General features: G+C 59.4%; 24 protein-coding genes. 12 read left to right on the top strand and 12 right to left on the bottom strand.

Annotated elements, in window-relative coordinates; all coding sequences use genetic code 11:
- Positions 1-29: 29 nt before the first annotated feature.
- Positions 30-935: a LysR substrate-binding domain-containing protein gene (locus tag CFBP1590_RS23730; protein WP_029241382.1), complete on the bottom strand. Its 906-nt coding sequence runs from the start codon at positions 933-935 to the stop codon at positions 30-32.
- Positions 936-1425: 490 nt separating this feature from the next.
- On the opposite strand from CFBP1590_RS23730, the gene CFBP1590_RS23725 reads away from it, so the two are divergent.
- From CFBP1590_RS23725 to CFBP1590_RS23700, 6 genes are all read left to right on the top strand, one after another.
- The gene (locus CFBP1590_RS23725) at positions 1426-2562 is read left to right on the top strand and encodes an ABC transporter substrate-binding protein (RefSeq protein WP_004883611.1); all 1137 of its coding nucleotides are present in this window, start codon (positions 1426-1428) and stop codon (positions 2560-2562) included.
- Positions 2563-2733: 171 nt separating this feature from the next.
- Positions 2734-3648: an ABC transporter permease subunit gene (locus CFBP1590_RS23720; RefSeq protein ID WP_004883614.1), complete on the top strand. Its 915-nt coding sequence runs from the start codon at positions 2734-2736 to the stop codon at positions 3646-3648.
- A gap of 2 nt (positions 3649-3650) precedes the next feature.
- Positions 3651-4952 carry a high-affinity branched-chain amino acid ABC transporter permease LivM gene (livM, locus tag CFBP1590_RS23715; RefSeq protein WP_029241383.1) on the top strand — a complete coding sequence of 434 codons (1302 nt, stop codon included), beginning with the start codon at positions 3651-3653 and terminating at the stop codon, positions 4950-4952.
- Positions 4949-5824, top strand: a complete 876-nt coding sequence (locus CFBP1590_RS23710; protein ID WP_029241384.1) for an ABC transporter ATP-binding protein — start codon at positions 4949-4951, stop codon at positions 5822-5824. Before livM ends, CFBP1590_RS23710 begins: the two co-directional genes overlap by 4 nt.
- The gene (locus CFBP1590_RS23705; RefSeq protein WP_029241385.1) at positions 5821-6537 is read left to right on the top strand and encodes an ABC transporter ATP-binding protein; all 717 of its coding nucleotides are present in this window, start codon (positions 5821-5823) and stop codon (positions 6535-6537) included. Before CFBP1590_RS23710 ends, CFBP1590_RS23705 begins: the two co-directional genes overlap by 4 nt.
- 754 nt (positions 6538-7291) lie before the next feature.
- Positions 7292-8056: an SDR family oxidoreductase gene (locus CFBP1590_RS23700; protein WP_043305335.1), complete on the top strand. Its 765-nt coding sequence runs from the start codon at positions 7292-7294 to the stop codon at positions 8054-8056.
- Here CFBP1590_RS23700 and CFBP1590_RS23695 read toward each other — a convergent pair whose 3' ends face one another.
- The 7 genes from CFBP1590_RS23695 to CFBP1590_RS27935 form a co-directional block, all read right to left on the bottom strand.
- Entirely contained in the window at positions 8057-9271 is a 1215-nt protein-coding gene (locus CFBP1590_RS23695; protein ID WP_088236462.1) for an AGE family epimerase/isomerase, read from the bottom strand.
- 142 nt (positions 9272-9413) lie between these two features.
- A complete protein-coding gene (locus CFBP1590_RS23690; RefSeq protein WP_004883625.1) occupies positions 9414-9986 on the bottom strand; it encodes a HupE/UreJ family protein in 573 nt (190 codons plus the stop codon).
- Positions 9987-10008: 22 nt separating this feature from the next.
- A complete protein-coding gene (gene ureG / locus CFBP1590_RS23685) occupies positions 10009-10626 on the bottom strand; it encodes an urease accessory protein UreG (RefSeq protein WP_003347890.1) in 618 nt (205 codons plus the stop codon).
- Between the two features lie 21 nt (positions 10627-10647).
- Positions 10648-11322 (bottom strand): urease accessory protein UreF, encoded by a 675-nt coding sequence (locus CFBP1590_RS23680; protein WP_088236042.1) that lies wholly within the window; start codon positions 11320-11322, stop codon positions 10648-10650.
- Positions 11319-11819, bottom strand: a complete 501-nt coding sequence (ureE, locus tag CFBP1590_RS23675; RefSeq protein ID WP_004883631.1) for an urease accessory protein UreE — start codon at positions 11817-11819, stop codon at positions 11319-11321. The genes CFBP1590_RS23680 and ureE overlap by 4 nt, the downstream gene beginning before the upstream one ends.
- A 272-nt stretch (positions 11820-12091) precedes the next feature.
- Positions 12092-12724, bottom strand: coding sequence for a TetR family transcriptional regulator (locus CFBP1590_RS23670; RefSeq protein WP_004883632.1), 633 nt, complete (start codon positions 12722-12724; stop codon positions 12092-12094).
- A gap of 90 nt (positions 12725-12814) precedes the next feature.
- Positions 12815-12952, bottom strand: coding sequence for a hypothetical protein (locus CFBP1590_RS27935; protein WP_155400979.1), 138 nt, complete (start codon positions 12950-12952; stop codon positions 12815-12817).
- A 245-nt stretch (positions 12953-13197) separates the two neighbouring features.
- Here CFBP1590_RS27935 and CFBP1590_RS23665 point away from each other — a divergent pair, with 245 nt between their 5' ends.
- Positions 13198-15264, top strand: a complete 2067-nt coding sequence (locus tag CFBP1590_RS23665; RefSeq protein ID WP_088236041.1) for an AsmA family protein — start codon at positions 13198-13200, stop codon at positions 15262-15264.
- A gap of 357 nt (positions 15265-15621) precedes the next feature.
- Here the strand turns inward: CFBP1590_RS23665 and CFBP1590_RS23660 are convergent, their stop codons facing one another.
- On the bottom strand, positions 15622-16155 hold the full coding sequence (locus CFBP1590_RS23660) for a ferritin-like domain-containing protein (protein WP_004887290.1): 534 nt from the start codon (positions 16153-16155) through the stop codon (positions 15622-15624).
- A 194-nt stretch (positions 16156-16349) separates the two neighbouring features.
- On the opposite strand from CFBP1590_RS23660, the gene CFBP1590_RS28750 reads away from it, so the two are divergent.
- Positions 16350-16448, top strand: a complete 99-nt coding sequence (locus CFBP1590_RS28750) for a small membrane protein YohP (protein ID WP_442587048.1) — start codon at positions 16350-16352, stop codon at positions 16446-16448.
- A gap of 71 nt (positions 16449-16519) precedes the next feature.
- Here CFBP1590_RS28750 and osmE read toward each other — a convergent pair whose 3' ends face one another.
- On the bottom strand, positions 16520-16858 hold the full coding sequence (gene osmE / locus CFBP1590_RS23650) for an osmotically-inducible lipoprotein OsmE (RefSeq protein WP_004887288.1): 339 nt from the start codon (positions 16856-16858) through the stop codon (positions 16520-16522).
- A 189-nt stretch (positions 16859-17047) separates the two neighbouring features.
- On the opposite strand from osmE, the gene CFBP1590_RS23645 reads away from it, so the two are divergent.
- Positions 17048-17938, top strand: coding sequence for an alpha/beta hydrolase (locus CFBP1590_RS23645; RefSeq protein WP_088236040.1), 891 nt, complete (start codon positions 17048-17050; stop codon positions 17936-17938).
- 59 nt (positions 17939-17997) lie between these two features.
- Positions 17998-18225, top strand: a complete 228-nt coding sequence (locus CFBP1590_RS23640) for a hypothetical protein (RefSeq protein WP_025994117.1) — start codon at positions 17998-18000, stop codon at positions 18223-18225.
- Here the strand turns inward: CFBP1590_RS23640 and CFBP1590_RS23635 are convergent.
- Positions 18222-19103: a DMT family transporter gene (locus tag CFBP1590_RS23635; RefSeq protein WP_088236039.1), complete on the bottom strand. Its 882-nt coding sequence runs from the start codon at positions 19101-19103 to the stop codon at positions 18222-18224. The two genes, CFBP1590_RS23640 and CFBP1590_RS23635, sit on opposite strands and share 4 nt — an antisense overlap.
- Before the next feature lie 152 nt (positions 19104-19255).
- Here CFBP1590_RS23635 and CFBP1590_RS23630 point away from each other — a divergent pair, with 152 nt between their 5' ends.
- Positions 19256-19546 carry a PsiF family protein gene (locus CFBP1590_RS23630; protein ID WP_043305328.1) on the top strand — a complete coding sequence of 97 codons (291 nt, stop codon included), beginning with the start codon at positions 19256-19258 and terminating at the stop codon, positions 19544-19546.
- 187 nt (positions 19547-19733) lie between these two features.
- Entirely contained in the window at positions 19734-20744 is a 1011-nt protein-coding gene (locus CFBP1590_RS23625) for an AI-2E family transporter (RefSeq protein ID WP_004887280.1), read from the top strand.
- A gap of 205 nt (positions 20745-20949) precedes the next feature.
- Here CFBP1590_RS23625 and CFBP1590_RS23620 read toward each other — a convergent pair whose 3' ends face one another.
- Positions 20950-22215, bottom strand: coding sequence for an Hsp70 family protein (locus CFBP1590_RS23620; protein ID WP_088236038.1), 1266 nt, complete (start codon positions 22213-22215; stop codon positions 20950-20952).
- Between the last annotated feature and the right edge of the window lie 160 nt (positions 22216-22375).

The raw sequence follows: 22375 nt of genomic DNA, 5'->3' as shown, positions 1-22375 counted from the left end.
CACGGCCTGCTGGGTGGGCATTGTCGCCCTTAACTGGCCGGCTGATCCAACTGTTCGAGCATCCATTGCAGGAAAACCCTTATTTTGGGCACGTCGGCGGTGTGCTCCGGATAGGACAAGTAATAGGCATTGTTGGTGCTGGGCATTGCGAAATCCCATGCAATTACCAGCTTGCCTTCAGCCAGTTCTTCCTCCACCAGAAAGCGCGGCAGCAGCGCGACACCGCAGCCGACCTGGGCGGCGCGGATGCACATGTAGAAGGTTTCAAAACGCGGGCCGTGATAACTGTGATCGGTGTGATAGCCCTGACTTTCGAACCATTCATGCCAGGCCTGCGGGCGGAACGCGTTCTGCAGCAGGACCAGTTCGCTCAGTTGCCTCGGGTCGGTAAAGGGCGTTTCGGGCAGGCTGTCGGGCGAGCAGACCGGGATCAATTCTTCACCGAACAGCTTCACACTTTCTGCGCCAGGTATCGCAGCCTGACCGAAGTAGAACGAGACGTCGCAGCGGCCCTTGATCAAGTCATCCGACTCCTGCTCGTTGAGCAGGTCCAGATGGATATGCGGATGACGCAGGCGCCAGCCCTTTAGGCGCGGCACCAGCCATCGTGCACCAAAGGTCGAGGGCGTGGACACGCGCAGCACCTCCGTTTCCCCTCCATAGGAACGCAGGAAGTGCGTGGACATCTCGACCTGATTGAGGATCTTGCGCACCTCGGCCAGGTACAGCGAACCGGCGGGCGTCAACTGCAGCCTGCGTCGAACGCGCTGGAACAGCAGGTGCTGGACCAGCTCTTCAAGCTGCGCCACCTGCTTGCTCACTGCGCTCTGGGTCAGGTTGAGCTCTTCGGCGGCGCGGGTGAAGCTCAAATGCCGGGTCACCGCCTCAAAACATTGCAGCGCAGCGATCGATGGCAGGTGACGTTTGTTAAGCATGAATGGGCTTCTCTTTTACAAGACGTGATGCATGAGTAATCGGAATGATATCTCGCCTAAAGGTCATTTGTTGCCCCGCTGAAGGCCGGTTATTACTACGTCGTTCGCATTACCGCAAAGGAGAGACGCGAGTTGCCTGCTGATTGAATAGGCATGAGGGCATTTTTCGCCAGATCCACTAGCCTCAAATGGTGCGTCTCGTAGCGTTTGCGCACCGGGCGTGTGCACTTCGGTGACGTACGTTGTTACACGCGGGTTGCACGTCGGCCAATGTTCGGGTTGCTGTCCATCATCGTCCGGGTTGCTCTTTCATGAGGTGGGTTGCACCTTTTGCCATTAGAGCGGTTGCACGGCCTGTGGGCAACGAGATCAGGTCATTGAATGACAAGCCAAACGTGACATTTTCCGGAATAAAAAACTGATGGCACGTCCCTTGCTCTAGGCAAAGGCGTAGTCGCAGTGCCAATTAAAAAAACCAGGAGCACCACTCATGTCGCATACGTTTTACAGGAAAGGCTTTCTGACAATCGCAGTCGCTACTGCATTGGGCGTGTCTTCGTTGGCGCAGGCTGACGTGAAAATTGGCGTGGCGGGTCCAATGACCGGTGCCAACGCATCGTTCGGTCAGCAGTACATGAAGGGTGCGCAGGCTGCGGCTGATGCCATCAATGCCGCAGGCGGTGTGAATGGGGAGAAGATCGTCCTGGTCGCGGGCGACGATGCCTGTGAACCCAAGCAGGCCGTGGCCGTTGCCAACCGTCTTGTGGATCAGGAAAAGGTAGTGGGCGTTGTCGGCCATTTCTGCTCGTCTTCCACCATTCCGGCTTCCGAGATCTACAGTGATGCGGGCGTCATCGCTATCACTCCTGGCTCCACCAACCCGCAGGTCACCGAGCGTGGCCTTAAAGAGATGTTCCGCATGTGTGGCCGTGACGACCAGCAGGGTGTCGTCGCCGGTGATTACATCGTGGATGTCCTGAAGGGCAAGAAAGTCGCGGTCATCCACGACAAGGACACCTATGGCCAGGGCCTGGCCGATGCCACACAGACGCAACTGAAAAAGCGCGGCGTGACACCGGTCCTGTATGAAGGCTTGACCCGTGGCGAGAAGGATTTCAGCGCGCTGGTCACCAAGATCCGCTCGACCGGTGCCGATGTGGTCTACTTCGGCGGCCTGCACCCTGAAGCCGGTCCACTGGTTCGTCAAATGCGCGAGCAGGGCCTGAAGGATGTCCGGTTCATGTCCGATGACGGTGTCGTGACCGACGAACTGGTGACCACCGCAGGCGGCGCACAGTACGTCGATGGCGTGTACATGACCTTCGGCGCCGACCCTCGCATGCTGCCAGACAGCAAGGCGGTCGTGGACCAGTTCCGCAAATCCGGCTACGAGCCTGAAGGCTACACCCTGTACGCCTATGCTTCCGTTCAGACGCTGGCGGCTGGCTTCAATGGTGCCAAGTCCACCAAGGGCGACAAGGCAGCCGAATGGCTCAAGAATCATCCGGTCAAGACCGTCATGGGCGAAAAGGCCTGGGACAGCAAGGGTGACCTGAAAGTCTCCGACTACGTGGTGTACCAGTGGGACAAGGACGGCAAATACCACCAGCTTGAAAAACAGAAATAAGACGGACGTGTGTCGACCGTGCTCGCTCCAGGTGAGCACGGGCTGACAAATGGATGGGCTCGCCCATGAGCGGGCCTGCATTTTCTGTTGCTTTCGGACCCGTTCGCCGCGCCTCACGAGGGCCCGGCGGACGGAATGCTGAGCTGCCTTTCAAGTGTGTGAGCGTGCGTGATGGACGGTATCTTCCTGCAGCAAATGATCAACGGACTGACACTCGGGTCGGTCTACGGTCTTATAGCCATCGGCTACACGATGGTTTACGGCATCATCGGCATGATCAACTTCGCCCACGGCGACGTGTACATGATTTCCGCCTACCTGGCCGCGATCGGCCTGGCGGTACTGTCTTTCTTTGGACTTGAGTCCTTTCCATTCCTGATCCTCGGGACGCTGATCTTTACCATTGTTGTAACGGGCGTTTACGGGTTCGTGATCGAGCGTGTGGCCTACAAGCCGCTGCGCAACTCGACCCGGCTGGCGCCGCTGATCAGCGCCATCGGTATTTCGCTGATTCTGCAGAACTATGCGCAGATCAGTCAGGGCGCGCGACAGCAGGGTGTTCCAACGTTGCTTGAAGGCGCCTGGCGCTTCGAGATCGGCACCGGCTTCGTGCAGATCACCTACACCAAGATCTTCATCCTCATCGCCGCCTTCGTCGGCATGGGCGTGCTGACCTACATCATCAAGTACACCAAGCTGGGCCGCATGTGCCGCGCGACCCAGCAGGACCGCAAGATGGCGTCGATCCTGGGGATCAACACCGACCGGGTCATCTCCTACGTGTTCATCATCGGCGCGGCCATGGCGGCGCTGGCGGGCGTGCTGATCACCATGAACTACGGCACATTCGACTTCTACGCAGGCTTCGTGATCGGCATCAAGGCGTTCACTGCCGCCGTATTGGGCGGGATCGGCTCACTGCCTGGCGCGATGCTTGGCGGTTTGATTCTGGGGGTTGCCGAGTCGCAGTTCTCCGGTCTGATCAACTCCGACTACAAAGACGTGTTCAGTTTCGGCCTGCTGGTATTGATCCTGATTTTCCGTCCCCAAGGCCTGCTGGGTCGCCCACTCGTGGCGAAGGTATAAGTATGTCCGCTCCTATCGCTAAACCTGTTGATATCAAGAAAAGCCTGATCGACGCCGTGGTGGCCGGATTGCTGGCGCTGATCGTGTTCGGTCCTATCGTCGGCATCGTGCTCGATGGCTACAGCTTCAACCTGCAGCCGACCCGTGTGGCCTGGCTGGTGGCGATCGTCATGCTCGGGCGCTTCCTGATGAGTCTGTTTCTGCAGACGCCCAGGGGCGTGCGTATCTCCCAGAGCTTCGAGAGTTCGGGGTCGGGCGTGCACGTGCTCAAACCCGATCACAAGTCGAGCCTGTACTGGATCATTCCGGTGCTGATCGTGATCGCCATCGTGTTTCCGATTTTCGCCAACAAATACCTGCTGACCGTGGTCATTCTCGGGCTGATCTATGTGTTGTTGGGGCTGGGCCTGAACATCGTGGTCGGTCTGGCCGGGCTGCTCGATCTGGGCTACGTGGCGTTCTATGCCATCGGTGCCTACGGCCTTGCGCTGGGCTACCAGTATCTCGGGCTGGGATTCTGGTCGGCCTTGCCACTGGCGGCCATTGCGGCGGCGCTGGCGGGCTGCATTCTGGGCTTTCCGGTGCTGCGCATGCATGGCGACTATCTGGCCATCGTGACGCTGGGCTTTGGCGAGATCATCCGTCTGGTGCTCAACAACTGGCTGTCGTTCACTGGCGGCCCGAACGGTGTGCCGGTGCCCTCGCCAACGTTTTTCGGCCTGGAGTTCGGCCGGCGTGCGAAGGACGGCGGAGTGCCGATCCATGAGTACTTCGGCTTCGATTACAACCCGGACCTGAAATTCCTGTTCATCTACACCGTGCTGTTCCTCGTGGTGCTGGCCGTGCTGTTCGTCAAGCATCGCCTGACGCGCATGCCGATTGGCCGTGCCTGGGAAGCGCTGCGTGAAGACGAAATCGCCTGCCGCTCGATGGGCCTCAACCACGTGCTGGTCAAGCTGTCGGCTTTCACCATTGGTGCGTCAACGGCAGGTCTTGCGGGTGTGTTTTTCGCAAGCTATCAGGGCTTCGTCAACCCGACCTCGTTCACCTTCTTCGAATCGGCGCTGATTCTGGCCATCGTGGTGCTCGGCGGTATGGGATCGACGGTAGGTGTGGTGATCGCAGCCTTCGTGTTGACCGTTGCGCCTGAACTGCTGCGCAGCTTCTCTGAGTATCGCGTGCTGCTGTTCGGGATTCTGATGGTATTGATGATGATCTGGCGGCCACGCGGCCTGATCCGCATCAGCCGTACTGGTGTGGTTCCGCGCAAGGGTGCGCTGGTCAAGGAAGGAGCCACGCAATGAGCAATGAAGTGATTCTTTCCGTCGAACACCTGATGATGCATTTCGGCGGCATCAAGGCCCTCAGCGACGTGAGCCTCAAGGTTCGCCGCAACTCGATCTTCGCCCTGATCGGCCCCAACGGCGCGGGCAAGACCACGGTCTTCAACTGCCTGACCGGTTTCTACAAGGCCACTGGCGGGCGTATCGAGCTGCATACCCGTGGCAAGACCACCAACGTCATCAAGCTGCTGGGCGAGCCGTTCAAGGGCAGCGACTTCGTGTCGCCGACAAGCTTCCTGAGCCGCGTGTACTACAAGATGTTCGGCGGCACCCACCTGGTCAACCGGGCGGGTCTGGCGCGGACGTTCCAGAACATTCGCCTGTTCAAGGAAATGTCGGTGGTCGAAAACCTGCTGGTCGCCCAGCACATGTGGGTCAATCGCAGCCTGATCAGCGGGATCCTCAATACTCGCGGCTACCGCAAGGCCGAGGAAGACGCACTCAACACCGCGTTCTACTGGCTTGAAGTCGTGGATCTGGTGGATTGCGCCAACCGTCTGGCCGGTGAGTTGTCCTACGGGCAGCAACGCCGTCTGGAAATCGCCCGGGCGATGTGCACGCGTCCGCAGGTGATCTGCCTGGATGAACCCGCCGCAGGCCTCAACCCGCAGGAAACCGAAGCCCTGAGCGGCATGATCCGTCTGCTGCGCGATGAGCATGACATGACCATCGTGCTTATCGAGCATGACATGGGCATGGTGATGGGTATCTCCGATGACATTGTGGTGCTTGACCACGGCAACGTGATTGCCGCGGGCGGACCGGAGCAGATCCGCAACGATCCGAAAGTGATCGCCGCGTACCTGGGCGCTGATGAAGAGGAATTGGTATGAGCAAGCCGATCCTCGAACTGAAAGAGATCGATGTGTTTTACGGGCCGATCCAGGCCCTCAAGAAGGTATCGCTGCACATTGGCGAAGGCGAGACGGTCAGCCTGATCGGCTCCAATGGGGCGGGCAAGTCCACGCTGCTGATGTCGATTTTCGGTCAACCGCGTGCGGCCAGCGGGCAGATCATCTATCAGGGCACCGACATCACTCAGAAGTCGTCGCACTACATTGCCTCCAACGGCATTGCGCAGTCGCCGGAAGGACGGCGGGTGTTCCCCGACATGTCGGTCGAGGAAAACCTGATGATGGGCACCATCCCGATTGGCGACAAACACTCGGCTGAAGACATGCAGCGCATGTTCGACCTGTTTCCGCGCCTCAAGGAGCGTCGTAACCAGCGCGCCATGACCATGTCCGGTGGCGAGCAGCAAATGCTGGCCATCGCCCGTGCCCTGATGAGCCGTCCGAAGTTGCTGCTGCTCGACGAGCCGAGCCTGGGCCTGGCGCCAATCATCGTGAAGCAGATCTTCGCCACCCTGCGTGAACTGGCTGCGACCGGCATGACGATCTTTCTGGTCGAGCAGAACGCCAACCATGCGCTGAAGCTGTCTGACCGCGCCTATGTGATGGTCAACGGCGAGATCCGCCTGTCCGGCACCGGACAGGAATTGCTGGTCAATGAGGAGGTCAGGAACGCCTATCTGGGCGGTCACTGACGGTCTGGCAACTCGTGCTGTTTCAACCGTGCGCCCCGGGTGTTTTGCACTCGGGGCGTCGCTTTTCAGAATTGTGGAAAACAATTTTGACGGACCTTGGAAGTGCGACATAAAACCGCTGCAAACGGTTGTTTTGTCACGCTTTCGACTTGTTCAGGATTACTGTGGATCCGACTGTTAATAACTTGGGAGTATTTAGCTGCAGGCCTTTATGCATAAGGGTTACAGCGAAGTGTTCAAAAATCGTACAGGCGGTTTTCAGCTTTCATTCGGGCCGTTTGTCAACTGTCTGAAGGCTGGTTGTTCATACAGTTTATCCGCCTGTTCAACCTGTGGATAACTCTGTGGGCAAGCGTTGGAAAGAGTGGGGTAGGCGGCACGGATGCTGGGCTGTAGGCCATCATCCGTTCACACGACCGTCATCATTCGTTTGCCCTGCTGATCAAAGTCAAGGAAAAAACTTTGCATGCCTTGCTACAGGCCCCGGTCTGCGGGTGATGCAGCGTTTCAGAGTTGCCCCCGGATTTTGTGGGTCTGACTGTGGATAACGTGGGCAAAACTGCCTGCAGGCCTTGCTGCGTATGGCTTTGCTTGAGGTGTGTGTTTTTTGTACAGCTGATTGGCCTGGTCGCGGGATTTATCCCCAGGCTTGATCCAGAGCATTCGTGACGGGCATGCTTCCTTTTTCGCTTTATTTATTAACAGGCTGCGCCGCTTTAACGAGCAACAGGCTGCGCCATGTCAGGAGAACGAGATGACTTCCACCGTATTCATTACAGGCGCCACTTCCGGGTTTGGCGAGGCGTGCGCGCGTCGTTTCGCTGAAGCTGGCTGGTCGCTGGTGCTGACCGGCCGCCGCAAGGACCGCCTGGACGCGCTGAGCGCCGAGTTGTCGAAGCAGACCAGGGTTCACACGCTGGTGCTGGACGTGCGTGACCGTGCGGCCATGGAAAGCGCTATCGCCGAGCTGCCGGAAGAGTTCGCCACAATTCAGGGCCTGATCAACAACGCAGGTCTGGCGCTGGGCATTGATCCTGCGCCCAAGTGCGATCTGGATGATTGGGACACCATGATCGACACCAACGTCAAAGGCCTGGTCTACACCACACGCCTGCTGCTGCCGCGCCTGATCGCACATGGCCGCGGTGCCAGCATCGTCAACCTGGGCTCGGTGGCCGGTAACTACCCGTATCCGGGCGGCAACGTGTATGGCGGCACCAAGGCGTTCGTCGGGCAGTTCTCGCTCAACCTGCGCAATGACCTCGTCGGAACAGGCGTGCGAGTCACCAATCTGGAGCCAGGTTTGTGCGAAAGCGAGTTCTCGCTGGTACGTTTCGGCGGTGATCAGGCCAAATACGATGCGACCTACGCGGGTGCAGAGCCGATCCAGCCGCAGGACATTGCCGATACGATCTTCTGGATCATGAACACACCGGCCCACGTCAACATCAACAGTCTGGAATTGATGCCGGTCAGCCAGACCTGGGCGGGCTTCGCGATCGACCGCAATCGCGGCTGATCAGTCTTTCTCGGGCGTAGGCGGCGGGAAGGCCGTGACAAAGCGGTTTTCCAGATAGTCCGCCAGCCCGATGTAGCAGGTAGCCAGATGGTAGGGTGTGGTCGATGGCATGTCGCTGCGGCTCACCGTGCCATCGGTGTCGACACACTCGTTCCAGCCGGTCGCATGCAGGAAGCGCTGTTCGAAGTCGAGCAGTTGCTGGCTGAGCGCTGACTCGCACTCCGGCCGCAAAGCCATCGCCCGCAAGTACTCAGCCTGCGCCCAGATGCGCTGGGTGCTGTCCTGCACCTTGCCATCCAGCGTCAACGTTGCCGTGACAGCTCCGTTCTGTGGATCCACGCCCTGTGCCTGCGCATGGGCGAACGCACGGGTCATGGAGTCATGCAACGGCCTGCCGTGCATCTCGGGTGACGATTCGAGCAGGAAGAACCATTCGAACTGATGCCCCGGTTCATACCAGTTATCCACAGCGCCCAACGGCTTCTCGAGCATGACGCCCGTGGTTTTATCCACAAAGCGCTGCTGCATGTTAACGGCCAGCGCGTCCATCGCCGCCTGCGTCGCCGGGTCGGCGCGCACCGACAGCGTTGCCAGAAAGGCTTCTGCCAGGTGCATCAGCGGGTTCTGCAACGGGCCTGTGCCGAGCGTGGACCAGTCTTCATCCAGTTGCGACTCGTACAAGCCCTTGCCGTCGGCAAAGCGCTCGGCAACGACGTTGAGCGCTGCGTTGAGCACGGACTCCGCAAGCGGATCCTTCGACTTCGCCCAGTAATGGGCGCAGGCGAAGATGATGAAGGCGTGGGTGTACAGATCCTTGCGACGGTCCAGCGGTTTGCCCTGTGGGTCGATGCTGTAAAACCAGCCGCCATGCTCGCCGTCGTGGAAGTGCTGCTGCAACGAGCGGAACAGTGCACCGGCGCGTACAGCGGCGTCTGGTATCTCGTTGTGATCGATCAGGCTGGAAAACAGAAACAGCTGCCGCGCGCAGGCCATGGCCCGATAGCGTTGGGGTGGCAGCGGTTGATGGTTGGCATCCAGGGCTTCATACGGCAGCGCCAGTTGCGCATTCCAGCCGGGGCCTTGCCAGAGCGGCACGATCACCTTCAGGAAGTGCGCCTGCAAGGCAGCGAAGACCGAGGTCATGTCAGGCGTGGGGGCGGAGCTGGAAGCATGGGGCATCGGCTGTCGTCGCGGCTGTATCGAGATGCGCGACATGTTAGCAGGATTGCCGGGCAAGTCTCGATGGGCCTTGCTGATCATGCCTGTGATGCAACCTCAACACCGGACGCGGAGCGTCCTGAGAGGCGTTCCCACGCGGAGCATGGGAACGATCAGTAGAGGCGTGATCAGGAAAAAATCAGCCTGCCAGCAACCAGACGCCTGTCGCGGCAGACGCGGCACCGGCCAGGCGCACCAGCGGCGCTGCGGCTTGCGGCAGTACGCGAACGACCGCGTAGCCAACGGCGTGCAGGGCTGCGGTGGCGGCAACGAAACCTGCTGCGTAGGCCCATGGGCTGGACATCTCCGGCAGCTCAAGACCATGTGCCACGCCGTGGAACAGTGCGAACATAGCGGTCGCGGCAACGGCAAGAGCCACTGGTGGACGAACGGCCAGCGCGACGGCTAGGCCCAGCGCCAATACCGACGCCGCAATGCCGCTTTCCAGTGCAGGCAGGTTCAAACCTTCAAAGCCTAGTACCCCACCAATCAACATGGTGCCGACGAAGGTGCAAGGCAGAGCCCAGCGTGCGGAGCCTTGTTGCTGTGCGGCCCACAGACCGACGGCGAGCATCGCCAGCAGGTGATCCAGACCGCCAATCGGGTGGCTGATACCAGCAATCAGGCCATTGTCGCCGTGGCCGGGATGCGCCAGCGCCAGCGTCGGGACCAGCAGGAGGGCGAGGGCGCCGAGGACTTTTTTGTAGTTCATCGAGGGTTTCCTTGTCGTGGGATCAGGCGGCCGCGTTGAGCAGGCCCTGGCGTTCAATGAAGGCAATGATCTGTTCAAGACCCTGGCCGGTTTTCTGGTTGCTGAAGACGAACGGTTTTTCACCGCGCATCCGGCGGGTATCGCTGTCCATCATCTCCAGCGAGGCGCCTACCAGCGGCGCGAGGTCGATCTTGTTGATCACCAGCAGATCGGATTTGCAGATGCCCGGACCGCCCTTGCGTGGCAGCTTGTCGCCTGCCGACACGTCGATCACATAGATGGTCAGGTCGGACAGCTCCGGACTGAAGGTGGCGGACAGGTTGTCGCCACCGGATTCGACGATGATCAGATCCAGACCTTCGAAGCGGCGGTTGAGTTGGTCAACGGCTTCCAGATTGATCGAGGCGTCTTCGCGAATAGCGGTATGCGGGCAGCCGCCGGTCTCCACGCCGATGATGCGCTCGGGCGCCAGTGCCTCGTTACGCACCAGAAAGTCGGCGTCTTCGCGGGTGTAGATATCGTTGGTCACGACCGCGAGGTTATAGCGGTCACGCAACGCCAGACACAGAGCCAGGGTCAGGGCCGTCTTGCCGGAGCCGACCGGGCCACCAATGCCGACGCGCAGGGGTTGGCTGTTCATTGAGTTCTCCAGAGGTACTTATCAGGACCGGAATAACCGGCTGTATTGACGTTCGTGGGCCATGCTCGCCAGTGACAGGCCAAAGGCCGCACTGCCGTAATGGCGGATATCCTGTTCAGTGGCATTGGCCTGCGCCTGCTGCAACAGCGGCAGCAGCTCGCTGGTCAGGCGCTGTGCAGCCTGCTGGCCGAGCGGCAGTGTCTTCATCAGCACTGCCAGCTGGTTTTCCAGCCAGCTCCAGAGCCAGGCAGCCAGCGCATCCTGCGGGCTGATCTGCCAAGCGCGGGCGGCCAGCGCCCAGCCCAGTGCCAGATGCGGCTCGGTTATCTGTTCCAGAAAGCCCCGCGCGCAGCGGTCCAGCTCCGGCAGGCCGTTGAGCAGCTGTTGCAGGGAATAACCCATCTGCCGGCTTTCCAGATGCAGTTCGCGGGTTTCCCGGCTGGCGCGATGTTGCTCGCTGAGCTGCAGCAATTGCCCCCAGTCTTCGTCCGCCGCCGCCTGGCAGTGCGCCAGCAGGAGCGGCGCTTCAAAGCGCGCCAGGTTGAGCAACAACTGATCGCCGATCCAGCGAGCGGCTGTCGGTGGATTGGTCACGATGGACTGTTCCACCGCCATCTCCAGACCCTGGGAATAGCTGTAGCCGCCAATCGGCAACTGCGGACTGGCCAGGCGCAAAAGCGCCCAGGCGCTGTTCACGTGCGCACGCCGAACTGGTGCAGGCGAGGGGGATAATTGAAATCCTCTTCGCCAGCGCGTGAATGGTGGTGCCCGCCGCCATAGGCACCATGTTCCGGCTGGAACGGCGCTTCGATGGTTTCGGTGGTCGCACCCAGTTGATCGAGCATGGCCTTGAGTACGTAGTCGTCGAGCAGTCGTAGCCAACCGTCGCCGACTTGCAGGGCCACGTGGCGATTGCCCAGGTGATAGGCCGCGCGGGTCAGTTCGAAAGTGCTGCTGCAGGTCACGTGCATCAGTTTTTCGGGGCGGGCGCAGACGCGCACGATGCGACCGTCTTCGGCCTGGAGAAACTCGCCATCGCGCAGGGGCGATTGTCCGCGTTGCAGGAACAGCCCCACGTCTTCGTTTTCTGCACTGAAGCAGCGCAGACGGCTCTTGCTGCGCGCCTCGAAATTCAAGTGCAACTCGGCGGCCCATTCGGCCTGAGGTTCGATTCGGTTGTGAATCACCAGCATCAGATAGCTTCCAGCCAATTGCGATGCCTCAAAGCAGAGCAAGGGGCTTGCCAACAGTGCAGGGAGTGGGAAATGGCTGACGGAACGGGATTATCGATTGAAGGTCGTGTGCGTTTTTGGTGCGTTAAAGGGTGAGTGATTCAAATTGGTGCAATCGAGTGGGGTGACAGCTCTGGCCATATGCGTTTCGGCAAGTACGCCGGGACGCAGGGCGTCCTGAGAGGCATTCCCACGCGGAGAGTGAGGAACGATCATTCTCAGACGCTAATTGATCACTCATGACTGCCCAGACCGCGCCAGTGCCGTGCGCCGATGAAGATGAAGCGCAGCTGCTGGGTAATCTTGGCTTGTGGCGTAAGGTGCGGTGCGAGCGAAGCGGGCGGAGGGTCGATCAGTTCGGGTAGCATGGCGAAAACGCTTTTGACGACAAGGTCGGCGATGATCGACAGCGATTCGGCATTCAGATGCTTCCACTTGGGCATTTTGGCCAGGTCGGCGGTCAGGTCGGCGCTGATGCCTTCGCGCAGTGCGCCCAGTGCCTGACGAACCTTGAGCGAGCCGCCGTACTGTTCCCGCGCCAGAAACAGGAACTGCGAGCGGTTGGCGGCCACACGTTCCAGAAAGATCTTTACCGACGCACGAATCAGCCCGCCCATGGCGAATTCGTTGTGCCGCACCAGGCGGATGGTTTCACGAAAGGTCTGACCGACTTCGCTGACCAGCACCAGACCCAACTGGTCCATGTCTTCGAAGTGACGATAGAAACCGGTCGGCACAATGCCTGCCGTACGGGCGACTTCCCGCAGGCTGAGGCTGCCGAAACCGCGTCCGCTCTCCATCAACTGGTGGGCGGCGTCCAGCAGGGCTCTTCGGGTCTGTTGTTTCTGTTCGGCGCGGGGCAGCATGGCTCAAACGATTCTGGATAAACACTGCGTCGCACTTTAACAAATGCGCTTTGCCTGCGTCGAAAGGCTTTTTTCAAATGGCCGGCGTGATCAGACTCGCTGATATTGCTGCACCAGACGATCAGGACCGTTTTCAGCCAGACGCTGCTCACGATCCTGCTCCGGGGCGGCGAAGGCATTGGCGGCGAAGATGGACAGAAACAGGCTGAGTAATAGATGGGGTTTCATGGCTGTGCTCCTCGAAAGAGCGGAAGATGGTGTAGGCGTGCACTATGACGCCGGGCCTGTGTGTAAAGAAGTTCATAAAGATGATGGTGGGAATCAACCAAAATGATTGAGTCCTGCCGGTGGTCTTTTAAAGGCTGTTGGCTTATTTGCCCAAGCCGATCAAACCCTCGACGTTTTTGTCAGTCGAACGGGCATGTCGTATTCAGTGCACCAAGGCAGGGGCGCTGTTTTCTGGAGAGTCATGCATGACGCGCAGCCGTAGGATTTTCGCGTGGACAGGTGCCACTTTGCTGGTGGTGCTGGCCGTGTTGGTCATTGTGATTGTCACTTTCGACTGGAACCGCATCAAACCCACCCTCAATGAAAAAGTCAGCGAAGCGCTGCATCGCCCGTTCGCCATCAACGGCAACCTGGACGTGCGCTGGTCACGCGAGCCTGAATTGGGTGGCTGGCGCGCGTGGGTGCCTTCACCGCATTTCGTGGCCGAAGACCTGACGCTGGGCAACCCGGAGTGGTCGAAACAGCCGCAGATGGTCACGCTCAAGCAGGTGGAATTTCGCCTGTCGCTGCTGCCACTGCTGGCGCAGCACGTGGTCATTCCGCGCATTGACCTGACCGGACCTGAAGCGAAGCTGGAGCGTCTGGCCGACGGTCGTGCCAACTGGGTGTTCGACCTGCCCAAATCCGACCCCAATGCCGAGCCGACCAAATGGGAAGTGGACATCGGTGCCATCAAGTTCGACAAGGGCCTGGTGGGCTTCAACGATCAGACCCTGAACACCCAGTTGGACGTGGTGATCGACATGCTCGGCAAGCCGATTCCGTTTGGTGAAATCGTCGGCAGCAAGGAAGCGAAGAAGGCTCAGGACAAGGGCGCCGTGCCTCAGGACTACGCGTTTGGTCTGGCCGTCAAAGGTCAGTACCACGGCCAGCAACTCAACGGCACCGGCAAGATCGGTGGCCTGCTGGCGTTGAAAGACGCCAACCAGCCATTTCCGGTGCAGGCCGATTTGAAGGTGGGCGATACCCATGTGGTGATCGCCGGCACGGTGACCGACCCGCAGAACCTCGGTGCGCTGGACCTGCGCCTGAAACTGTCGGGTGCCAGCCTGAGCAATCTTTACCCGCTCACAGGTGTCACGCTGCCAGACTCGCCCGCCTATTCAACGGATGGTCGCCTGATCGCCAAATTGCATGACCCGGCGGGCGCCAGTTTCAGTTACGAGAAATTCAACGGCAAGATCGGTAAAAGCGATATCCATGGTGATCTGGGCTATGTCGCCAGCCAGCCACGGCCCAAGCTGACGGGTGTTTTGGTGTCCGATCAACTGTTGTTCAGTGATCTGGCGCCGCTCATCGGTGCCGACTCCAACGCGGCGCAGAAAAAGCGTGGCGGTGAGAGCAAGCAGCCTTCGGGCAAGGTGCTGCCGGTCGAGGAGTTCCAGACCGACCGTTGGCGCGCGATGGATGCGGACGTCGAGTTCACTGGCAAGCGCATCGTCCAGAGTCCGGACCTGCCGTTCACCGACCTTTATACGCATCTGATTCTGAACGACGGCCAGCTCAGTCTGGAGCCACTGCGCTTCGGCGTGGCAGGCGGCAAGCTGGACGCGGACATTCGTCTTGATGGACGTGACAAACCGCTGCTGGGCCGGGCGAAGCTGTCGGCACGTAACTTCAAACTCAAGCAATTGTTCCCGACGTTCGAGCCGATGAAGACCAGCTTTGGTGAGCTGAACGGCGATGCGGATATCACCGGGCGCGGCAACTCGATTGCGGCGCTGCTCGGCACGGCCAATGGCGAAATGAAGATGCTGGTCAACGACGGCGCGATCAGCCGTGGCCTGATGGAAATCGCCGGGCTCAACGTGGGCAACTACGTGGTCGGCAAACTGTTCGGCGACAAGGACGTGAAGATCAACTGCGCTGCGTCCGATTTCGGCATCAAGGACGGTCTGGCGACCAGTCGGCTGTTCGTCTTCGATACCGAGAATGCGATCATCTACATCAGCGGCACGGCCAACATGAAGACCGAGCAACTGGACCTGCAGATCAACCCAGAGTCCAAAGGCTTTCGCGTGTTCTCCCTGCGCTCGCCGCTGTACGTCAACGGCCCGTTCGCCCGGCCCAACGCGGGCGTGCAGTCCGGTCCGCTGCTGCTGCGTGGCGCAGGGATGGTCCTGCTGGGCGCAACGATCGGGCCAGCGGCAGGGCTGCTGGCGCTGGTCGCGACGGGCGACAGTGAGCCGAACCAGTGTGGTCCGTTGCTCGAGCAGATGCGCTCAGGTAAAGCGCCGAAGACCGTCAAGTAAGCGTCTGCACCAGGCTTTATCGTTAACCCTGTGCTGATCATTCTCACGCTCTGCGTGATAACGCCTCTCAGGACGCTCGGCGTCCGACCGTGATGTGACGCAGAGCGTCAAGGGCTGCATACCCATGCGGAGCATGGGCACGATCGTCAACCCTGCGATGATCGTTCCCACGCTCCAGCGTGGTAACGCCTCTCAGGACGCTCCGCGTCCGGCCGTGAGGTGACGCAGAGCGTCACGGACTGCATACCCACGCGGCATGGGTACGATCAGTGATCGGTCCTCACGCTCCGCAGCGAACAAACAAACGCCCATAAAAAAGCCAGGATAACTATCCTGGCTTTTGCTTTCAGTCCCGAATCACAGGTCGTTCAGGATGTCCGCCATGTCGTCGGCGTGCTCTTCTTCCTGCGCGAGGATTTCTTCGAAGATGCGACGGGTAGTCGGGTCGGTGTCACCGATGTACTGGATGATTTCACGGTAGCTATCGACCGCAATGCGCTCGGCAACCAGGTCTTCGTAAACCATTTCCTTGAGCGTGTTGCCTGCCACGTACTGTGCGTGGGAGTTCTTCGACAAGGTGTCGGGGTTGAACTCAGGCTCTCCGCCGAGTTGCACGATACGCTCGGCCAGCTTGTCGGCGTGCTCGGCTTCCTGCTGCGCGTGCTCCAGGAACTCGGAAGCCGCAACGCTGGCCTTCAGGCCGGTCGCCATGTAGTAGTGACGCTTGTAGCGCAGTACGCAGACCAGTTCAGTGGCCAGCGACTCATTGAGCAGGCGCAGGACCGTCTCACGGTCAGCGTTGTAGCCTTCAGTGACCGCACCATTCTCAACGTTCTGGCGCGCACGCTGGCGCAAGCTGCTTACATCGGATAGCTGTGGTGCAGAAATCATGGGTTATCTCCAGGTTCATCAGGTTTTGTGTGTCTCGCTCTGTGTGTTGCCCGGCAAGATCATCAAGGGTTGTGAGTGATGAACGGCGAGAAAGTTTTATCGGATTTTTCAGGTTTCACGCTTTGCTGAACGCGTAAAAAATATAAGAAACGAGCGCGCGCCCCTGCGGTCCCAATCTTGAGACCTATTCAATCGTGGAGATTCACATGCTCAAGTTTCTGGGAAGCACCGTCGGCATCATTTTCCTGATCGGCCTGATCGTGGTGATTGCGTTGTTCAAGCTGGTGTTCTGACGTTTGTACAAATAACGTCCATAAAAAAGCCCGATGCATCACGCATCGGGCTTTTTCGTTTCAGATCGGTATTACATCGCGCGTTCGTTCGCTTCGCGCTGTTCGCACGTCATGAAACCTTTGTTGGTTACGCGACCGTCGCTGTTGAAGCTGACGTGGTAGACCTGTTTGTGGCCGTCTTTGGCCATCACGTAGTTGTTGCAAGTGCCGGTATTGACCTTGCGATCAATGGTCGACGACGGCTCACCGCCGATGGTCAGGACCTGCTGGCGGGTCATGCCGTTCTCGACCTGCTTGACCAGTGGTTCGTTGCGGTAGGTGACGTAGTCCACCGGGTTCTGCACGGTTGTGCTGCTGCAGCCAGCCAATGCCGCCAGTGCAAAGGTTGCTGCGAGGATTTTGTTGTACATCTTTATTGCTCCACATGTCAGAGCCGGTCTTGGCCCGTTGCAGCTTGGAGCAAGGGAAGGGCGCAAGAGTTCGAAAAAAAGATGGCGATTAGGCAGTACCTCTGGTGGTCATGTTGTTCTGCCTTCTCAAAAAAACACCGCTAAGGTTGAAAAGGCTTAATCAACTCGTTTCAGCACAAGGAGATCAACATGGCGCAAGAACAGGCGACGCGTTATCCATTGTTGCTGGTACCAGGCTTGTTAGGGTTTGTGCGGTTAGTGGTGTATCCCTACTGGTTCGGCATCGTGAAAGCGCTTGAACGCGGCGGAGCGACAGTCATACCGGTCATGGTGTCCGGGGTCAATTCGACCGAGATACGCGGTGAGCAGTTGCTCAAGGTCATCGAGCAGACGGTTCGGGAGACCGGAGTGGCCAAGGTCAACCTGATCGGCCACAGCCAGGGAGCGCTGACCGTACGTTACGTGGCAGCCAGGCGCCCCGATCTGGTCGCCTCGGTCACCTCCGTGGCCGGTCCCAACTATGGGTCGGAGCTGGCGGATTATCTGGAACGGCACTTTCCGCCTGGGACGTTGGGCGGGCGCGTCGTCAATGCGGTGATCGGCCTGCTGGCCTGGACGATTGTTGCGTTCGAAACCGGCTATCGCGGGCCAAAGCTGCCGATGGACATCACCGCCTCGCATCAGTCCCTCACCACCACCGGCGTTGCGCTGTTCAACAGGCAGTATCCCCAGGGTTTGCCCGAAGTATGGGGCGAGAACGGCGAAGAACTGGTCGATGGCGTGCGCTATTACTCCTGGTCAGGGATCCTCAAGCCGGGCGTGACCAATCGCGGACGCAACCTGATTGATGGCACCAACGTGACCTGTCGAATATTCGCTCGCACGTTCAGGAAAGAGCGAGGTCAATCTGATGGCATGGTCGGGCGTTTCAGTTCGCACCTGGGCACGGTCATCGGGGATGACTTTCCGCTCGACCATTTTGACATCGTCAACCAGACCTTCGGGCTGGTGGGCAAAGGCGCAGATCCTGTACGCCTGTTCATGGAACACGCCGCGCGCCTCAAGGCTGCCGGCCTTTAACTCAATCAGGCAGTAATTCGTAATCAGCCGCTCGAAGATGACGGCCAGGAAGTGATGCGATGGGCGATAAAGAACTGTATGAAATCGAGTACACCCTGCTGGGTGAGCACCATGTGGATGTCATCGAGAACCTGGACGTGCCGATCATTGAAATCGTGCATGAACTGGCGCTGAAACACGACGTAGAGCTGGATGACCTTCCGGAAGGCGGCATGCCCCACGCTGCTGGTATCACGGACGTGTCGATCCACAGTGTGGAGGGCGGTGAGGGCAGCGCGACGGCCTAGCCTTTTCTGAGTTGTAGCGGGGTCTTCCAACGTTCCGCGAGGATCACTCCGCACAGGGTCAGCGCGCCGCCGTACAGGTGATAAAGCGCCAGCTGTTCGTCAAGCGCCACGGCGGCAATCAATGCCGTGGCGATTGGCATCAGGTTGAAGAACAGCGTGGTGCGGCTCGGCCCCAGGCGCATGATCGAGGTCATCCACAACCAGGGTGCCAACATCGAGGTGGGAATGGCGGCGTATAGCACCAGCGCACTATTGCTCGCATTCAGGCCGGTTCTAGGCGACAGGATGAACAGCGGAAACAGCACCACGATCGCCACCAGAATCTGCATGTACAACAAGTGCAGCGGAGGCAGGCGCAACTGCCATTTTTTCAACAGCATGCTGTACAGCGCGTAGGCTGCAGCGGCGAACAGCACGATGGCATCGCCCCGATTCATCCCTTGCTCGATGAGCCCTGTGAGGTTGCCAGCGGCGACCACCACTATCACACCCGCGAAAGAAATGACTGCGCCGAGCAGCGCGCCCCAGGTCAGTCGTGTGCCCAGGCAGGCGATGGACAGCCCCAGCGCCATCACCGGTACAAGTGACTGAATGATCCCCATGTTGGTGGCCGTGGTCATGCCTGCGGCAAAGTACGCGAGGCTTTGATAAACCGCCATGCCCAGCGCACCCAGAACGACGATCTTGCCCAGCAACGGCCTGATCGCCACACGATTTCTCCACACCGGCAGGAGCATGAATGGTGTGAACAGCAGCCCCGCTAGCAGCCAGCGGTAGAACCCGATTTCGGACGGGAAGATGACTTCGGACGCCGCCTTGGTGATGACGGTGTTGACGGACCAGATGAAGATGGTCAGAAGTGGAAACGCGTATTGCATGGGAAAGCCGACAGGTGAACGAGGCGCAACTATCCACCTGTTTCAAATGAATGCCAATCGGTGCGCCTGATGATTGCTCATATTTTGCAACATCTTGGCTACACTGACTTCAGTCTGTGCCGACCGGTACAGCGGATCTGGAGAGTCGAACGATGAAGATACCCGGTATTGCTTTGTTGCTCGTTGGCCTGATGTGTTCCGCCCAGGGTTTTGCCGCGACGGCGCAGCAGAACAAGATGACCACCTGCAACGCCGACGCCAGTGCCAAGTCACTCAAGGGTGATGAGCGCAAGGCGTTCATGAGCACGTGCCTGAAAGCCACGCCTGCTCCGGCGGCCACTCAGCAGGAAAAGATGAAGACCTGCAACGCGACGGCTTCCACTCAGGCGCTCAAGGGCGACGCCCGCAAGACGTTCATGAGCGATTGTCTCAAGAAGAAATAATTTTTCAGCCCCTCGCCTCGCCTGGGGTAGGCAGCGTAAGTGCAGTAAACGCTGCACTTGCGCGTCGTTGTCAGTCCGGTCATCGAATAGATGTTCGCGCCGTCCTGTTTCCCGCTTGCGGATGACTGGTTCTCGGCTGCGAACGCTGGCAGACTGCCCACCTCTTCGTGCTGCCCTTTGAGGGTCTATGCCAACGTTTTCTGCGCGTCAGGTATTAATAGCCAGCTGGATTCTCGTGTTCGGCGGTCTGCTGTTGGTATTGCCCTTCAAACTGCTGCCGAGTCTGCTGGCGGGGCTGCTGGTCTTCGAACTGGTCAACATGCTGACCCCCAAACTGCAAAAGCTCATCTCTGGCGAACGTGCCAGGTGGCTGGCTGTTGCGCTGTTGGGGACCATCATTGTCAGTCTGCTGACCCTGATCTTCGCCGGCGCCATCAGCTTCGTGCTGCATGAGGCCGAGAACCCTGGCGCATCGCTGGACAAGTTCATGATCCTGGTGGATCGCGCCCGTGGTCAGCTTCCGCCGTTCATTGATTCCTACCTGCCCGCCAGTGCGGCCGAGTTTCAGGTTTCGCTGTTCCAGTGGTTGCAGAAACATATCGGCGAGCTGCAACTGATCGGCAAGGGCGCTGCACACATGTTCGTGACCATGCTCATCGGCATGGTGCTAGGCGCGATCATTGCCCTGCAGCGGATTTCCGATGTTCACACCCGCAAGCCGCTGGCCTCGGCACTGTTCGACCGGCTTTATCTGGTCAGCCGCGCGTTTCGCAATATCGTTTTTGCCCAGATCAAGATTTCACTGCTCAACACGGCGTTCACCTCGGTGTTCCTGGCTGTCGTTCTGCCGTTGTGCGGGATTCACCTGCCGCTGACCAAGACCCTGATCATCATGACCTTCCTGCTCGGGCTGTTGCCTGTCGTGGGTAACCTGATGTCCAACACGCTGATCTTCATCGTCGGCATGTCGATCTCGATCTGGGTCGCACTGGCGGCGTTGGGTTACCTGATCGTGATCCACAAGGTGGAATACTTCCTGAACGCGCGGATCGTGGGCGGGCAGATCAACGCCAAATCGTGGGAGCTGCTGCTGGCGATGCTGTTGTTCGAAGCCGCGTTCGGCCTGCCGGGCGTGGTGGCAGGACCTATTTACTACGCGTACCTGAAGAGTGAGTTGCAGAAGGAAGGGCTGGTTTAAGGGCGGTCCAGGATCATCCGCACACTCTGCGTCCGCTCTTGAATGTGACGCAGAGCGTCACGGGCTGCATACGCACGCGGAGCATGGGCACGATCGTCAACCTCACGCTGATCGTTCCCACGCTCCAGCGTGGTAACGCCTCTCAGGACGCTCCGCGTCCGCTTGAAGACGTGACGCGGAGCGTGGGCATGATCATCGGCCCGCTTCAGCCGTAACGCTTCTTCGCTTCAATCGCCAGCCCGCTGCCGATGCTGCCGAAGATGTTGCCTTCCACGTGACGTGCATTCGGCAGCATCGCCGATACGCTGTTACGCAGCGCAGGAATGCCGCTTGAGCCGCCGGTAAAGAACACCGTGTTGACCTGCTCGACGCCCACGCCTGCCTGACTCAGCAGTTGAGTCACGCTGTTGCGGACCCGCTCAAGCTGCGCATCGATTACCGCCTCGAACATCGCCCGACCCAGGTCCACGCTCAATCCCGGTTCGATACGGTCCATCAGCAAGTGACGGGTATCGGTCTGGGTCAGCTGGATCTTGGTCTCTTCCACTTCCATGGCCAGCCAGTGCCCGGCGCGTTGTTCGATCAGCTTGAACAGCCGGTCGATGCCGCCGGTGTCTTCGATGTCGTAACGCATGCTGCCCAGTGCGAGCTGGGACTTCTGCGAGTACACGGCGTTGATGGTGTGCCAGGTCGCCAGGTTGATGTGGTGACTGGTGGGCATGTACGCGCCGCTTTTCATGCGGCTGCCGTAGCCGAACAGCGGCATCACGCCCTGCAGGCTCAACTGCTTGTCGAAGTCGGTACCGCCAATGTGCACGCCGCCGGTGGCCAGGATGTCGTCCTGACGATCTTCATGTTCACGCCGCTCGGGAGACAGGCGTACCAGCGAGAAGTCGGAGGTACCACCACCGATGTCGACGATCAGTACCAGTTCTTCCTGGGTGATGGTGGACTCGTAGTCGAACGCTGCAGCAATGGGTTCGAACTGGAACGACACGTCCTTGAAGCCAATCTTGCGGGCGACTTCGGCCAGTGTGTCTTCGGCTTCCTGATCGGCCATGGCGTCGTCATCAACAAAGTGCACCGGGCGGCCCAGCACCACCTGTTCGAACTCGCGTCCGGCGGTCTTTTCAGCGCGTTTTTTCAGCTCGCCGATAAACAGGGCCAGCAGGTCCTTGAACGGCATCGCCGTGCCGAGCACGCTGGTGTCGTGCTTGATCAGCTTGGAACCCAGCAGGCTCTTGAGCGAGCGCATCAGGCGGCCTTCGTAGCCTTCCAGGTATTCGTGAAGCGCCAGGCGGCCATAGACCGGGCGACGCTCTTCCATGTTGAAGAACACCACCGAGGGCAGGGTGATCTTGTCGTCCTCCAGCGCGATCAACGATTCCACACCTGGCCGTTGCCAGCCGACAGTGGAATTGGACGTGCCGAAATCGATGCCGCAGGCACGGGCCGGGGATTGGTCATTCATGTCTTTTACGTTCCAGTCAAAAAACGGCCGCGCAGTTTATGTCAGTGCGCAGCAATTGCGTAGGGCGATGCGTCGCTTATTCCGGGTTATCGGTATTTGCGCCCGGGGCTTGAACTCGGGACCATCACCCCCAATCTTGATGGGATTCTCGGTAGACCAG

Source organism: Pseudomonas viridiflava, from assembly GCF_900184295.1.
GTDB lineage: Bacteria > Pseudomonadota > Gammaproteobacteria > Pseudomonadales > Pseudomonadaceae > Aquipseudomonas > Aquipseudomonas viridiflava.
This window is presented reverse-complemented; position numbering and strand designations above follow the sequence as displayed.